The organism is Streptomyces sp. NPDC005808 (genome assembly GCF_042871385.1).
Taxonomy (GTDB): domain Bacteria; phylum Actinomycetota; class Actinomycetes; order Streptomycetales; family Streptomycetaceae; genus Streptomyces.
The window spans coordinates 182,385-196,754 of the sequence record NZ_JBIAIK010000012.1; the positions used below are offsets into that span (position 1 = coordinate 182,385).

The 14,370-nt window shown below is 69.5% G+C and carries 14 protein-coding genes and 1 pseudogene; 7 read left to right on the forward strand and 8 right to left on the reverse strand.

Going from position 1 to position 14,370, the window contains the following annotated elements; all coding sequences use genetic code 11:
• Positions 1 to 132: 132 nt before the first annotated feature.
• The 4 genes from ACFYPC_RS25775 to ACFYPC_RS25790 form a co-directional block, all read right to left on the reverse strand.
• A complete protein-coding gene (locus ACFYPC_RS25775) occupies positions 133 to 684 on the reverse strand; it encodes a GNAT family N-acetyltransferase (protein ID WP_388680494.1) in 552 nt (183 codons plus the stop codon).
• 13 nt (positions 685 to 697) lie between these two features.
• Entirely contained in the window at positions 698 to 1,861 is a 1,164-nt protein-coding gene (gene mqnE / locus ACFYPC_RS25780; RefSeq protein ID WP_385738901.1) for an aminofutalosine synthase MqnE, read from the reverse strand.
• Between the two features lie 49 nt (positions 1,862 to 1,910).
• Positions 1,911 to 2,366, reverse strand: a complete 456-nt coding sequence (locus ACFYPC_RS25785; protein ID WP_384374448.1) for an Lrp/AsnC family transcriptional regulator — start codon at positions 2,364 to 2,366, stop codon at positions 1,911 to 1,913.
• A gap of 90 nt (positions 2,367 to 2,456) precedes the next feature.
• The gene (locus tag ACFYPC_RS25790; protein ID WP_388680497.1) at positions 2,457 to 3,164 is read right to left on the reverse strand and encodes a UbiX family flavin prenyltransferase; all 708 of its coding nucleotides are present in this window, start codon (positions 3,162 to 3,164) and stop codon (positions 2,457 to 2,459) included.
• Positions 3,165 to 3,255: 91 nt separating this feature from the next.
• On the opposite strand from ACFYPC_RS25790, the gene ACFYPC_RS25795 reads away from it, so the two are divergent.
• Complete coding sequence (locus ACFYPC_RS25795) at positions 3,256 to 3,873, forward strand: rhomboid family intramembrane serine protease (protein ID WP_388680500.1); 618 nt, start codon at positions 3,256 to 3,258, stop codon at positions 3,871 to 3,873.
• 33 nt (positions 3,874 to 3,906) lie between these two features.
• Here ACFYPC_RS25795 and mqnP read toward each other — a convergent pair whose 3' ends face one another.
• Both mqnP and ACFYPC_RS25805 read right to left on the reverse strand, forming a co-directional pair.
• The gene (gene mqnP / locus ACFYPC_RS25800; RefSeq protein ID WP_388680503.1) at positions 3,907 to 4,809 is read right to left on the reverse strand and encodes a menaquinone biosynthesis prenyltransferase MqnP; all 903 of its coding nucleotides are present in this window, start codon (positions 4,807 to 4,809) and stop codon (positions 3,907 to 3,909) included.
• A gap of 31 nt (positions 4,810 to 4,840) precedes the next feature.
• A complete protein-coding gene (locus tag ACFYPC_RS25805; RefSeq protein WP_388680505.1) occupies positions 4,841 to 6,292 on the reverse strand; it encodes a menaquinone biosynthesis decarboxylase in 1,452 nt (483 codons plus the stop codon).
• 88 nt (positions 6,293 to 6,380) lie between these two features.
• On the opposite strand from ACFYPC_RS25805, the gene ACFYPC_RS25810 reads away from it, so the two are divergent.
• A complete protein-coding gene (locus tag ACFYPC_RS25810) occupies positions 6,381 to 6,794 on the forward strand; it encodes a PLD nuclease N-terminal domain-containing protein (RefSeq protein ID WP_388680508.1) in 414 nt (137 codons plus the stop codon).
• Between the two features lie 219 nt (positions 6,795 to 7,013).
• Here the strand turns inward: ACFYPC_RS25810 and ACFYPC_RS25815 are convergent, their stop codons facing one another.
• Positions 7,014 to 7,430, reverse strand: coding sequence for a CoA-binding protein (locus tag ACFYPC_RS25815; protein ID WP_388680510.1), 417 nt, complete (start codon positions 7,428 to 7,430; stop codon positions 7,014 to 7,016).
• A gap of 90 nt (positions 7,431 to 7,520) precedes the next feature.
• Between ACFYPC_RS25815 and ACFYPC_RS25820 the strand changes: the two genes are divergently transcribed.
• Entirely contained in the window at positions 7,521 to 8,165 is a 645-nt protein-coding gene (locus ACFYPC_RS25820) for a class I SAM-dependent DNA methyltransferase (RefSeq protein WP_388680513.1), read from the forward strand.
• Here the strand turns inward: ACFYPC_RS25820 and ACFYPC_RS25825 are convergent.
• Positions 8,166 to 8,264: pseudogene (locus tag ACFYPC_RS25825) on the reverse strand (DUF397 domain-containing protein); the annotation flags it as partial. It abuts the gene before it with no gap.
• 556 nt (positions 8,265 to 8,820) lie between these two features.
• Between ACFYPC_RS25825 and ACFYPC_RS25830 the strand changes: the two are divergent.
• The 4 genes from ACFYPC_RS25830 (at position 8,821) to ACFYPC_RS25845 (ending at position 14,200) form a co-directional block, all read left to right on the forward strand.
• A complete protein-coding gene (locus ACFYPC_RS25830; RefSeq protein ID WP_388680683.1) occupies positions 8,821 to 9,288 on the forward strand; it encodes a nucleoside deaminase in 468 nt (155 codons plus the stop codon).
• Between the two features lie 85 nt (positions 9,289 to 9,373).
• Positions 9,374 to 10,315 (forward strand): isopenicillin N synthase family dioxygenase, encoded by a 942-nt coding sequence (locus ACFYPC_RS25835; RefSeq protein WP_388680686.1) that lies wholly within the window; start codon positions 9,374 to 9,376, stop codon positions 10,313 to 10,315.
• A gap of 128 nt (positions 10,316 to 10,443) precedes the next feature.
• A complete protein-coding gene (locus tag ACFYPC_RS25840) occupies positions 10,444 to 12,552 on the forward strand; it encodes a hypothetical protein (RefSeq protein WP_388680515.1) in 2,109 nt (702 codons plus the stop codon).
• A gap of 103 nt (positions 12,553 to 12,655) precedes the next feature.
• Complete coding sequence (locus tag ACFYPC_RS25845; protein WP_388680518.1) at positions 12,656 to 14,200, forward strand: hypothetical protein; 1,545 nt, start codon at positions 12,656 to 12,658, stop codon at positions 14,198 to 14,200.
• The last annotated feature ends 170 nt before the right edge of the window (positions 14,201 to 14,370 follow it).

Genomic DNA, 14,370 nt, shown 5'->3' on the forward strand with positions numbered 1-14,370 from the left:
TTGGAACATCCCAAAGGGCACCGTCCAGTGAAGCACGGCGGGACAGGGATCTCGCAGGCGGGCCTCGGGCAGGGGGCACGCATCCTCAGCCACGGATCTTGCAGGCGGGCCTCGGGCAGCGGACACGCATCCTCAGCCATGGGCGGCGAGCGTCAGCAGCATCGTGATGTCGTCCCGGTCGTCGCCGGGCCCGACCCGGATCGCACCGGGCACCCGGCCGACCTCTTTGTAGCCGCACGAGCCGTAGAACCGCTCCAGGCCTTCGCCGCCCCGGCAGGTGAGCCGTATCGCGTCGATACCCTCGAAGCCGGCGGCGGCCTCCTCGGCGGCGGCCAGCAGCTCCCGCCCGTACCCCTTGCCCTGGTGCCTGGGATGCACCATCACCGTGTACAGCCACACCCAGTGCTTCATCAGCCGGTGTGTGTTGAAGCTGAAGAACGCGGTGGCGGCGACGGCGCCGCCGTCGTTGTCGTTGTCGTTGTCGTCAAATCCCACCAGCAGCCGGGTGCGGCCGTCCGCCATCGCCGTGAGGTGCTTGCGCCACTCGGGCCGGATGTCCTCGACGTCCACCGGCGGGACGAAGCCGACGGAGCCGCCCGCGTTCGACACGTCCGCCCACAGGCCGATCACACCGTCCCGCAGCTCCGGACCAACAGGCGGGTCCAGTTGAAAGGTCAGTGCCACCGTGCGCGCCCGCTCAGACCCGCATCGGCTGGGGGGACTCACGGCGTGCCGGGTCCGGACCGTCGTACTCGCGGATGATCTCGTACCGCGTGTTCCGCTCGACCGGGCGGAAGCCGGCGTCGCGGATCAGGTCGAGGAGGTCCTCGCGGGTCAGCTTGTTCGGGGTGCCGTAGTTGTCGGCGTCGTGCGTGATCTTGTACTCGACGACCGAGCCGTCCATGTCGTCGGCGCCGTGCTGGAGGGCGAGCTGCGCGGTCTGCACGCCGTGCATGACCCAGAAGACCTTGACGTGCGGCACGTTGTCGAAGAGCAGCCGGGAGACCGCGAAGGTCTTGAGGGCCTCCGCACCGGTCGCCATCTGCGTACGCGCCTGGAGGCGGTTGCGGACCTTGCCGTCCTTCACGTCCACGAAGTCGTGCTGGTAGCGCAGCGGGATGAAGACCTGGAAACCGCCGGTCTCGTCCTGGAGTTCGCGCAGCCGCAGCACGTGGTCCACGCGGTGGCGGGGCTCCTCGATATGGCCGTAAAGCATCGTGCACGGGGTCTTGAGACCCTTCTCGTGCGCGAGCCGGTGGATCCGCGACCAGTCTTCCCAGTGGGTGCGGTGGTCGACGATGTGCTGCCGGACCTCCCAGTCGAAGATCTCGGCGCCCCCGCCGGTGAGGGACTCCAGACCGGCGTCGATGAGCTCGTCGAGGATCTCGGAGGCCGACAGCCCGGAGATCGTCTCGAAGTGATGGATCTCCGTGGCCGTGAAGGCCTTCAGCGAGACGTCCGGGAGGGCCTTCTTCAGCTCGCTGAGCGAGCGCGGGTAATAGCGCCACGGCAGGTTCGGGTGCAGGCCGTTGACGATGTGCAGCTCGGTGAGGTTCTCGCCCTCCATCGCCTTGGCGAGACGGACGGCCTCCTCGATCCGCATCGTGTACGCGTCCTTCTCGCCCGGCTTGCGCTGGAACGAGCAGTACGCGCAGGACGCGGTGCACACGTTCGTCATGTTGAGGTGGCGGTTGACGTTGAAGTGGACGACGTCGCCGTTCTTCCGCATCCGCACCTCGTGGGCGAGACCGCCGAGCCAGGCCAGGTCGTCCGACTCGTACAGCGCGATGCCGTCCTCACGGGTCAGCCGCTCACCGGCCCGGACCTTGTCCTCCAGCTCGCGCTTGAGCCCGACATCCATACTTCTGCCTCTCCTAGTGACGAACCCTGTCAACCGTACGCCCCGCTACCTATTCCTCTTCGGGCAGCTCTCCCACCCGGTTCTCCCACTTCGTGGAGAGCACGATGGTCGTACGGGTCCTGGAGACGCCCTTCGTTCCCGACAGGCGCCGGATGGTCTTCTCCAGACCGTCCACGTCGCTGGCACGCACCTTGAGCATGAACGAGTCGTCGCCGGCGATGAACCAGCAGTCCTCGATCTCGCCCAGGTCCCGCATCCGGCGCGCCACGTCCTCGTGGTCGGCGGCGTCGGAGAGCGAGATGCCGATCAGGGCGATCACGCCCAGACCGAGCGAGGCCGAGTCGACGGTGGCGCGGTAGCCGGTGATGACACCGGCCGCTTCCAGCCGGTTGATGCGGTCGGTGACGCTGGGTCCCGACAGACCGACGAGGCGCCCCAGTTCCGCGTAGGAAGCCCGGCCGTTCTCTCTCAAGGCCTGGATGAGCTGCCTGTCCACCGCGTCCATGCGTTCGATAGCCTTCCGCTGAAGAGTTCCTGAAAGTGCTGAATGCCTGAAATTGCGTACTTATCAGTGCTGTTGCGAGCTGCGCAGTGCTCAGGTGTCGCGCGAACCCCCGCCGAGTTCGCCCTCCCACCGCCGGTACAGGCTGTGCTCGACACCCGCCGCGTCGAGGACCCGTCCGGCGACGAAGTCCACCAGGTCCTGGATGTGCGTGGCCCCCGCGTAGAACCCCGGCGAGGCCGGCAGCACCGTCGCGCCCGCGTCGTCCAGGGCGACCAGCTGCCGCAGTGTCTGCCCGCTCAGCGGCGTCTCGCGGACCGCGACGACCAGCTTGCGGCCCTCCTTGAGGGTGACGCTCGCGGCGCGCTGAAGGAGATCCTTCGAGAGGCCGAGGGCCACTCCGGCCACGCAGGCCGTGGAGGCGGGCACGATGAGCATGCCCTTCGTGGGGTACGAGCCGGAGGACGGCCCGGCCGCCAGATCACGCGCACCCCAGTGCCGTACGGCATCGATAGGTCCTTCGCTACGTCCTTCGCTACGTCCTTTGAAGGCGCTGAAGGTGTCGGGCTTGCCGTCTGCGCCCCTGGCCAGCCATTCGCGCAGGTCCTGCTGCCAGTGGGCGTCCCGGAAGGCGAGCCCCGTCTCGTCGAGCAGGGTGAGCCGGGAGGCGCGGGAGACCACCAGGTCCACGCTCTCCCCCGCATCCAGAAGCGCGCGCAGCACAGCGGCGGCGTACGGGGTACCGGATGCGCCCGACACCCCCACGATCCAAGGCCGGCGCTGCGTCTGTCCTGGGTTCATGGTGCCGAGCCTATCCGGCGTCGTGGGGTGGGAACCGGCCAAGGGTGCTGGAGCGTTCCCCGGAGGGGACGAGTTGACCGTGGGGGTTGCCATGACTGGTACGAGGTCGGGTACGGCACTTGAGTGGACGCGGGGCGATCGGGCACGGGCCGCCGCCAAGGTGATGGTGGGCTGGGTGGCCCTGTTGTGGCTGCTGGAAGTGGTCGACGTGGTCAGCGGCCACGCCCTCGACGGCCTCGGAATCGTCCCGCGCAGGGCCTCCGAGCTGGTCGATGTCGTGCCCGCGTCCTTCATCCACTTCGGCTTCGGCCATGTCGCCGCCAACAGCGTGCCGCTGCTGGTCCTCGGCTTCCTCGCGGCCCTCGGCGGGCTGCGCCGGTTCGCCGCGGTCTGCGCGATGATCATCGTCGCGGACGGTCTGGGCGTCTGGCTGATATCCCCGGCGAACACCAACACCGCGGGCGCCTCCGGCCTGATCTTCGGCCTGTTCGGCTTCCTCCTGGTGAGCGGCGTCGTCGAGCGCCGCCCGCTGGGTGTCCTGGTCGGCCTGCTGGTCGGCGCGGTCTGGGGCAGTTCGATCCTCATGGGCCTGGCCCCGACGCAGACGGGCGTCAGCTGGGAAGGCCACCTGGTCGGCCTGGTGTCGGGGGTGGCGGCGGCGTTCGTGTTCCGGCGCCGGACCACCGCCACACCCGCGTTTATACGGTGAGTCCGCCACGCTTATACGGTGAATCCGCCGCGCTTATACGGTGAGTCCACGCACCAGAAGATCGAGCAGGGCGCAGGCGAACAGCGCGATGCCGATGAACCCGTTGACGCTGAAGAACGCGCGGTTCAGGCGCGACAGGTCGTGCGGCTTGACGATGGAGTGCTCGTACAGGAAGGCGCCCGCGACGATCACCAGGCCGACCCAGAAGAACGTTCCTGCGTCGGTGGCGAGGGCGTACCAGACGAACAGAGCCGTGGTGACGGTGTGGCAGGCGCGCGCACCCCAGACGGCGGCGGGGATCCCGAAGCGGGCCGGCACCGACATCACGCCGACCTCGCGGTCCGTCTCGACGTCCTGGCAGGCGTAGATCAGGTCGAAGCCGCCGATCCAGATGCCGACGGCGAGTCCGAGGATCACCGCGGTCCAGGACCACTCCCCACTGATCGCCAGCCAGCCGCCGATCGGGCCCATGGCCTGGGCGAGACCCAGGATGGCCTGCGGGAAGTTGGTGAACCGCTTGCCGTAGGGATACACGACCATCGGGATGACCGCGATCGGCGCGAGGGCCAGGCACAGCGGGTTGAGCAGGGCCGCGGCGCCGAGGAAGAAGACGAGGGCGACCAGCGCGCCGGTCCAGGCGTGCTTCACGGTCATCGCGCCGGTGACCAGTTCGCGATGGGCCGTGCGGGGATTGCGGGCGTCGATCTCGCGGTCGATGATCCGGTTCGCCGCCATGGCGAAGGTGCGCAGCCCGACCATCGCGACGGTGACGAGCAGCAACCGTCCCCAGTGGATGTTGCCGTCCCACTGGAACATCGCGGTCAGCGCGGCGATGTAGGCGAAGGGCAGCGCGAACACCGAGTGCTCGATCATGACGAGACGCAGGAACGCCTTGGTGCGGCCCGGCTGCGGGAGCGCCGCGGAAGCTGAACTCACAGTCCGTACTCCCTCATGCCGTTCAGGGACCTCACAGTCCGTACTCCTTCCAACGGCGGTCGACCTTCGCCGCCGTCTCCGGGTCGGAAAGGACCATCTCGGGCCAGCCCCCGTCCCGGGTGTAGCCCTCCTCGGGCCACTTCCTCGTCGCGTCGATGCCCGCCTTGCCGCCCCAGAACTGCTGGTACGAGGCGTGGTCGAGGTGGTCGACCGGACCTTCCACCACGGTGAGGTCGCGGGAGTAGTCCGTGTTGCCCAGGGCCCGCCACGCCACCTCGTGCAGATCGTGGACGTCACAGTCGGAGTCGACGACCACGATCAGCTTGGTGAGGGACATCATGTGCGCCCCCCACACAGCGTGCATCACCTTCTGGGCGTGCTTGGGGTACTTCTTGTCGATCGCGACGATCGCACAGTTGTGGAAACCTCCCGCTTCGGGCAGGTGGTAGTCCACGATGTCCGGCACGATGATCTTGAGGAGAGGGAGGAAGAACCGCTCCGTCGCCCGGCCGAGGGGTCCGTCCTCCGTCGGAGGGCGGCCTACGACGATCGACTGGATCAGCGGCCGCTTCCGCATCGTCACGCAGTCGATGGTCAGTGCGGGGAAGGGCTCCTGCGGCGTGTAGAACCCGGTGTGGTCGCCGAACGGCCCCTCCGGGAGCATCTCGCCGGGCTCCAGCCACCCTTCGAGGACGACCTCGGCGTTCGCGGGCACCTGCAACGGCACCGTCTTGCAGTCGACCATCTCGATCCGCTTGCCCTGGATGAACCCGGCGAAGAGGTACTCGTCGATCTCGCCGGGCAGCGGCGCGGTCGATGCGTACGTCACGGCGGGCGGGCACCCGAAGGCGATGGCGACCGGCAGCCGCTCACCGCGCCGCGCCGCCACCTGGTAGTGGTTGCGGCTGTCCTTGTGGATCTGCCAGTGCATGCCGATGGTGCGCTTGTCGTGGCGCTGGAGCCGGTAGAGCCCGAGGTTACGGATGCCGGAGTCGGGGTCCTTGGTGTGGGTCAGCCCGAGGTTGAAGAAGGACCCGCCGTCCTGCGGCCAGGTGAACAGCGCCGGAAGCTGGTCCAGGTCCACGTCCTCGCCCCGCAGCACGACCTCCTGGACCGGCGCGTCCTTGACCTTCTTCGGCGGTACGTGGGTCATCGCGCCGAGCTTCCCGAAGGCCTCGCGCACCCCGACGAAGCCCTGCGGCAGCTCGGGCTTCAGCAGCCCGCCGATCTTGTCGGAGATGTCGCCGTACGACTTGAGGCCGAGGGCCTTCAGCAGTCTCCGGTCGGTCCCGAAGACGTTCATCGCGAGCGGCATCGCCGACCCGCGGACGTTCTCGAAGAGCAGCGCCGGGCCCTGGGCCTTCTGCACCCGGTCGACGATCTCCCCGACTTCCAGGTACGGGTCCACCTCGGCCTTGATGCGCTTGAGGTCGCCCTCGCGCTCCAGGGCCCGCAACAGGGAGCGAAGATCGTCGTAAGCCATGCGACCCAGTATCGGCCACCCGATAACCTGTGCCCGTCACCGGGGCCCTTCGCCGCTCCGCCGCCGCTCACTGGGGGAACGTCCACACATGCTCAGGTATCTGCCCTTCCTGCTGGTCCTGGCGCTGTGGATCTACGCCTTCATCGACTGCCTGAACACGCCGGAGAAGGAAGTGCGGGGCCTGCCGAAGGTGGTGTGGGTGATCATCATCCTGCTCTTCGGCGAGGTGCTGGTCGGCCCGGTCGCCTGGCTGGTCGCGGGCCGGCCGCGCAGGACGCCCGCGGACGGAGCCGCGCCTTCCGCATGGCGCCGCGACCAGCGCACGGGGTTCGTCGCGCCGGACGACAACCCCGAGTTCCTCAAGTCCCTGAAGGACAACAAGGACAACAAGGACAACAAGGGTGACGGCAAGGACGACGAGGCGCTCCTCAAGAAGTGGGAGGCGGACCTCCAGCGCCGCGAGGACGAACTGAAGCGGCGCGAGCGCGACGACGAGGCCTGAGCGGAAACAGGTAGGAGAGGCGGGCCGGCCAACACCCCGCCCACCACGGCCAGTTCCACCCAGCACGCCCAGTCTTTCCCAGCCCGGCCCAGTCCCTCCCAGCCCCGGCGAGGTCCGGATCAGGTCAGCCCGGCAAGGTCCGGATCAGGTCAGCCCGGCAAGGTCCCGATCAGATCAGCCCGGCAAGGTCCCGATCAGATCAGCCCGGCAAGGTCCGGATCAGATCAGCCCGAGCCGGGTGATCTCCCGTCCCGCGGAGCGGTCCATCACCATCCGCAGGCCGGCTTCACGGGTCCTGTCGTAGGCGTCCACGTCTATGACGCCGATCTGGAACCAGACCGCCTTCGCGCCGAGCGTCACCGCCTGGTCGGCGATGTCGCCGGCCAGGCTGGAGTTGACGAACACGTTCACCACGTCCACCGGGAAGGGGATCTCCGCGAGCGAGGCGTAGCCCTGCTCACCGTGCACCGTCTCGGCCTTGGGGTGCACAGGCACCACCTTCTTGCCGATGCGCTGCAACTTCTCGGCCACGCGGTAGGCGGCTCGTTCGGGGTTGCTGGACAGTCCGACCACGGCCCAGATGTCTCCGGCGCCGGTGAGGATGTCGCTGATTGTCGCGTCGTCGCCATAGGTCATCGCCACAGAATGGCATACAGGATCCAATATGGCGACGGTGCGGTCAGAATGACGACGGTGCTGTCAGATCCTGGCTCTAACCTTCCGGCCATGGCCTCTCACGTGGACACCACCAGGGCGTCGTACGACACCGTCGCCGCCGAATACGCCGACCTCCTCCGGTCCGAGCTGGAGAACAAGCCGCTGGACCGCGCGATGCTGGCCGCGTTCGCCGAGCACGTGCGGGCGAGTGGGGGGCCCGTCGCGGACCTTGGGTGCGGGCCGGGCCAGGTGACCGCGCACCTGGAGGCGCTCGGCGTCGACGCGTTCGGCGTCGACCTGTCCCCGGGGATGGTGGCGGTGGCCCGGCGCGACCATCCGCATCTGCGGTTCGAGGTCGGCTCGATGGCGGCCCTGGGCATCAAGGACGCTTCTCTCGCCGGGGCCCTCGCCTGGTACTCCACCGTGCACACACCGGTGGACGAACTACCGCTGTTCTTCAGCGAGTTCCACCGCGTCCTCGCCCCCGGCGGTCATCTCCTCATCGCCTTCAAGGTGGGCGACGACCACGTGCATCTGGCGCACGCGTACGGCCATGACCTGGACCTCGAAGTCCACCGCTTCCCTCCCGATCGCGTCGCCGAACTGCTGCGCGCGGCGGGGCTCGTCGAGGTCGCCCGGCTGGTGCGCGAGGCGGACGGGTGGGAGAAGACACCGCAGGCCTTCGTCCTCGCGCGGAAGCCGGAGGGGCCCTGACTACCGCCGCACGGCCGACACGAACAACGCCCACGCCCCGCGGTCGACGACCAACACCGGGCCGTGCGGGTTCTTGCTGTCACGCACGGGGACGACGGCGGCTGCCCGGCATCTGCGGACAGGCCACGACATGCCGGGCAGCCGCCGTCGGGTCTTCCGCTACGTGCCGTATTCGATCGTTCAGGACGCGACAGCGGAACCTGAGTACGAGGCACGGTGCGTCTCGGGCGACGAGACCGACTGCGGTGCCACGCCCGGCCCGTGCCCTGGCCGGACTGGCGGCGCAGACACCCCCGTCCCCACCTCCCCGGACCGGGGCGTGTTTGGCAGATCCGTCCCAGAGATGGACTCTCCCCCCTGGGGTTTTGCCCCGAGCCGTGGGACAGATCTGCCAATCGTGGATCTGGGCGTGGGGGAGGGAGAGCGGGCTTGCGCCGCAAGTCGTCGCGACTTTCTGCCTTCGGTATCGATGCCTGGACCATCGGCAGCCTGCGGGAATCGGGGTCCTTTCGGCCCGTCAGTACGCGGGGGCGGGGCAGGGCTGGTGACCCGGGAGGGTTGGGGATCCACACGTTGCCCCGGCGTTTGCGCTACCGGACAGTGGAGGCATGGATCCCCCATGGACCCGGATCACCCCGTGGACGAGGATCACCCCATGGATCCCGATCACCCCTTGGCCCAGACACAGGCCCGCACCTGGCTGGCCACCGCCCTCGCCGAGGCCCGCGCCGGGCTCGCCGAGGGCGGTATCCCCATCGGGGCCGCGCTGTACGGCACGGACGGCACCCTCCTCGGCCGCGGCCACAACCTCCGCGTCCAGGACGACGACCCGTCCATGCACGCGGAGACGGCGGCCTTCCGGAACGCGGGACGGCAGCGCTCCTACCGCGGTACGACGATGGTGACCACCCTCTCCCCCTGCTGGTACTGCAGTGGTCTGGTCAGGCAGTTCGGGATCTCCCGGGTCGTCATCGGCGAGTCGGCCACCTTCCACGGCGGGCATGACTGGCTCGCCGAACACGGTGTCGAGATCGTGATCCTCGACGACCCTGAATGCACCGCCCTGATGCGCGACTTCATCAAGGACCGCCCAGACCTTTGGAACGAGGACATCGGTGACTGACGCCGCCCCCAAGCCCGAGGCCGACGCCAAACCCCAGGCCCCCACCAAGCCCGAGGCCACCCCCGCCACCCCCCGCGTCCCCACCATCGACCTGCGCCCCTGGCTCTCCGGCGACCCGGCCGCCCGCGCCGACATCGCCCGCACCGTCGACCAGGCCCTCCAGACCGCCGGTTTCCTGCTGGTCACCGGGCACGGCGTCGACCCGGCCCTGCGCTCCGCGATCCGGGAGGCGGCGCGGACTTTCTTCCGGATGCCCGTCGACGTGAAGCAGCCGTACGCCGCCCGAGTCGGCGGCCGTGGCTGGCTCGGCCCGGGTGCCGAGGCGAACGGGTACTCGGAGGGTACGGAGACCCCGCCCGACCTCAAGGAGTCGCTGACCTTCGCGACGCACGAGGCGTTCGAGGATCCGGAGACCAACGCGGAGTGGTACGCGCCGAACGTCTGGCCCGCCGAGGCGCCGGAGTTGCGGAAGCTGTGCGAGGAGTACCTGACGAGGATGGGCGAGCTGGAGAACCACCTGCTCGCCCTGCTCGGCGAGGCCCTCGGCCTGGAGCCGGACTTCTTCACTAAGCACATGGACCATCCGACGTACGGCTTCAACATCAACTGGTATCCGGGCACGGAGATCATCGGTGAACCGCAGGAGAACCAGTTCCGCATCGGCCCGCACACCGACTTCGGGACCGTCACGATCCTCGACCGGCAGGCCGGCAAGGGCGGGCTGCAGGTCTTCACGGACGAGGGCGGCTGGGAGGACGCGCCCTTCGACCCGGCGGCGTTCACCATCAACATCGGGGATCTGATGGCCCGTTGGACGGGCGACAGGTGGCGCTCGGGCCGGCACCGCGTGCTGCCGCCGCCGGCCGACGTGCCGGCCGAGGAGCTGATGTCGCTGGTCTACTTCGGCGAGTGCACCCCGGGGACGCTCGTCGAGTCCGTACCGGCGCCGGTGGGCCAGGTCGCGTACCCGCCCGTGGACTCTCATGTGTACCTGCGGGAGAAGCTCGACTCGATCGCAGTGCACTGACGGACAGCGAACTTTCGTAACCCAACGGTCACCGGGCGCCCTATCCCGAACCAAGTCCCCCTTTTTACACTGGTGTTGATACACCTCACAGCAGCACATCGGATCGGACCGCCCCGGGGGGAGTTGCGGTGCACAGAGGGCTGCACGGCCGGGGGGCGCTGTTCGACAGCGATCCGCCCGGTCTCGCTCCACGGCTCGTCGGGCTGCGTCCGTACCAGCACCGTTCGACACCGTACGAGCACCAGAAGGAACTGCCCTTCGTGGTGTTCGCGGGCGGCCGGGGCCTCGGCAAGAGCGCGCTGCTCACCGAGCTGCGGAATGCCTGCAAGGGGCATACGCCGGTCGCGCTGGTGGACGGCGAGGAGGCGCAGTTCGCCGGGCCGCCGCAGGAGCGTCCCGCCGAGTCCTGGTCGCCCCTCGCGCAGGCGCTCACCACGATCGCCGAGCAGCTCGCGGAGCCGGTGACGGGGGCCAAGCGGATCAGTTTCCCGCGGCTCGCGGCCGGGCTGCTGGCCGTCGCGGCGAGCGGCTGGAGCGACCGTGACCTGCCGCGCATCCGGCAGGAGGCGGAGCGGATCCTGCTGCTGAACGAGTCCGGTTCCTGGCTCTCCGGTTTCGCGAACCGCTGGGTGAACAAGGTCGTCGCCAAGCTGATCGCCTCGATGTCCGGTACGGGGCCGGTACTTGAGCCGATCATCGAGGCGACGCTGGAGGCCTTCTCGGAGGGCGTCTCCCCCACCCACCACCGGCTGCGCAGGGCGGCGGCCTGGTACCGCGACTACCCGAACGCGGGCGGCAACCCGAAGCTGGGGCTGATTCTTCTCTCCCGGCATTTCCGGGCGGGCGGCAACTCCCGTACGCACGCCGAGCGTTATCTCGTACGAGCCCTGCTGGCGGACCTCGACGACGCGTACACGGGGGCCTTGCAGCGCTCGCACCGGCTCGGCCGCCCCGTCGTCCTCGTCGACAACGTGCAGGCGTCGGCAGGCCGGGGTCTCATGGAGTCGGTACTGCGGGACCGCGCCGACGGCATCGCCGACCAGGTCGTCTTCTTCACCTCCCTACGGGGATACAGCCATCCGGCGCTCCGCAACGCGGTCCGCCGCACCCTGCCCGACGTCGCCCGGCGCAGCGACTGGACGCCGGACACCTCGCCCTCCTCGCGCGCGCTGCTCGTGTCGCTTCCGCCGCTGACTCCGGACGACACCCTGCACATCGTGGGCGCCACCTGCCGCGACGTCCCCGTTCCGCCTCAACTCCCGCACGCCACACACCGGTTGACAGGCGGCAACCCGTTGGGCATCGCCGTGCTCGCCGAGTCCGCCCACCAGAACCTCCCCGAGGCCACCACCCTGGGCGCGCTGCTCACCACCGACGTCGCCCTGCTGGACGACCATGACGGGCGGGCCGCCTACCAGGAGCTCCTGGACAAGCTGGTGCCGGGCGAGGGCCTGGACGAGCTGACCGTGCTGGCCGCCGCCCACGACCCCGACTCGGCGCGCGTACTGGCTCAGGCCCAACTCCCGGACGACTTCGGCGCGTCGGGGGTACTGGGCCTGGAGGCTCGGCTCGCCGAGGAGGGCTGGCCGGTGGCGGCGGAACAGTTCGTCGGCGACCCGTTCCTGCGCGCCCTGCTGCTGTTGCGACTGCACCACCGCGACCCCGGCCACGAGCAGTGGCGGGCCGCGCACCGCACCCTCATCGACCACTACACCGACGTGCCCGGAAGCGATGACCATCCCGGCCGCGCCCAGTACCGGCTGCATCACGAACTCGCCCTGGGCAAGCCGGACTTCGCGGTCTCCTATCTCCGCGACACCTTCCACCGCGTCGACACCCGCGCCTGGCTGTCGGCGCTGGTCTTCATCGCCTCGGCGCCCTACTACCACGCACACGATCCGGACGGCCGCGACTTCGACGGCCACGACCACCGGGCAGCCGTCGCGCTCGGCCGCACGGACGCCGCGCAGACCCCGCCGGACAGCGTGGACGCAGTACTGCATCTGCGGGTGCGCCGGCTCCTGCACGCCGTCTGGCAGTTGACCGACCCGCTGGTGCTGCCGGACCCGAAGGTGACCGAACGGCTGCGGTTCGAGCTGGAGCAGCTGTCGAATCTGCGGCCCGCGGGCAACGCCCTGCTGTGGCGGGCCTCCAGGGACTGGCCGGCGGACGCGCTCGCTGGCCGGCCCTTCCGGGTCCCGGGCGACGAGGACGACGAGGGCGAGGCCGATTCATGACGCGGGACGACGTAGCCAACTCATGACACGGCAGGACGGCGTAGCCACTCATGACACAGCAGGACGACGGAGCCGACTCATGACGCAGGACGGGGGCGGGTAAATGGCGCGCTTGTGGGTGTGGTTGCGCGAGGACGTCTGGGAGATCCGGTTCCGGCGGTACATCGCCCTGCTGCTGGCGGCCGTCCTCGTCGCCTTCGGCGTCTGGGGCGGTACGACGCTCGCGCAGGACGACCGTTCCTGCGCCCCCGGCGTCGAGCGTCCCGAGGGCAGTGACGAGTGCGTGGGTGTCTCCGCGACCTCGTACGACTGGGGCCGCTCCCAGTTCACCGAGGCCGTACGGGCGATCGACGCGGAGAACAGGAGCCTCAAGCCCGGCAGTTGGGTGACCGTCGCCCTGCTCGAACCCTTCACGGCGACCGACGCGGACAACCTGGGCGACGCGCTGCACGAGCTCCAGGGCGCCTATCTCGCCCAGTACCGCGCCAACCACGACTCCAACGACCAGACCCCTAAGATCCGGCTCGTGCTGGCCAACCCCGGTGCCACCGGCGCGCAGTGGCAGCACACGGTCGGCCGGCTTGCGGAGATGGCCACCGGGCCCGACCGGCTGCGCGCGGTGACCGGCGTCGGCCTGAGCACCGAGAACAACAAGAAGGCCGTCAAGGAGCTCACCCGGCTCGGCATCCCGGTGATCGGCTCCTCCATCACGGCCGACGACCTCGCCAACGGGCAGGACGGCAAGGACCCTTACCCCGGGCTCGCCCGTGTCTCCCCCACCAACACCGACGAGGCCCGCGCCCTCGCCTCCTTCGCCGACGTCTCGCCCGGCAAGGCGCTCCTGGTCTACGACAAGCCTGGCGATCCGTACTCGCGCACACTCCAGCAGTCCTTCGAGAAGCTGCTTCAGGGCTCGCCCTACCAGCCGCAGCCGTTCACCCCGCCCAACGACCGCAGCGAGGAGGGCACCACCGCCAACACCTTCCGGCAGATCACCCACCTCGTCTGCGACACGGCGCCCGCCACCGACACCATCCTGTTCGCGGGCCGGCACACCCAACTGCGCCAGTTCATCAACGCGTTGGGCGACCGCGGCTGCCAGGACCGCAGCTTCACCCTGCTCACCGGGGACGAGGGCTCCTACCTCACCGGCGACAAGGACCTCGACCGCACCGCCCTCCAGCACCGCATCTCCGTGCGCTACACGGCGCTCGCCCACCCGGACGCCTGGCTCGCCAAGGACGCGCCGACGAGCGGGGGAAGCGCAGCCGACGCGAAGGTGCTCGACGAACTGCTGGCCGCCGGCGAGCGGAAGCCGGTCGGCCCCATCGGCGACGTCTCCCTCGAAGACGGACAGACGATCATCGCGTACGACGCCATGACACTCGCCGTACAGGGCATCCGCGAAGCCACGGCCGACGGGCAGACCGTCCCGCCCATCGCCGACGTCGCCAACCAGTGGACCCTGACGAAGGGCTCCCAGCGGGTGAGCGGCGCGAGCGGCTGGATCTGCCTGGACGTCCACGGCAACCCGTACGACAAAGCCGTCCCGATCGTGGAACTGACCCCCGAGGGCAAGGCCCGCTTCGTCGAGATCGCCTGGCCGGAGGGAAACCCACCGGCCAAGGAGTGCCTGCCGCCTGCCTAGCCGCCGTGGACGGGGCCGCGGCGCCTTGCCCTGACGGCCGAGCCCGAGGTCCCGCCCGGCACTCCGTACGGCGAAGGCCGGTTCCCGTGACCGCGTCACGCCAACCGGCCTTCGCCGCAAGGGACTTACAGGGACTTGAAGGGACTTGCAGGGACTCGCCGGGACTCGCC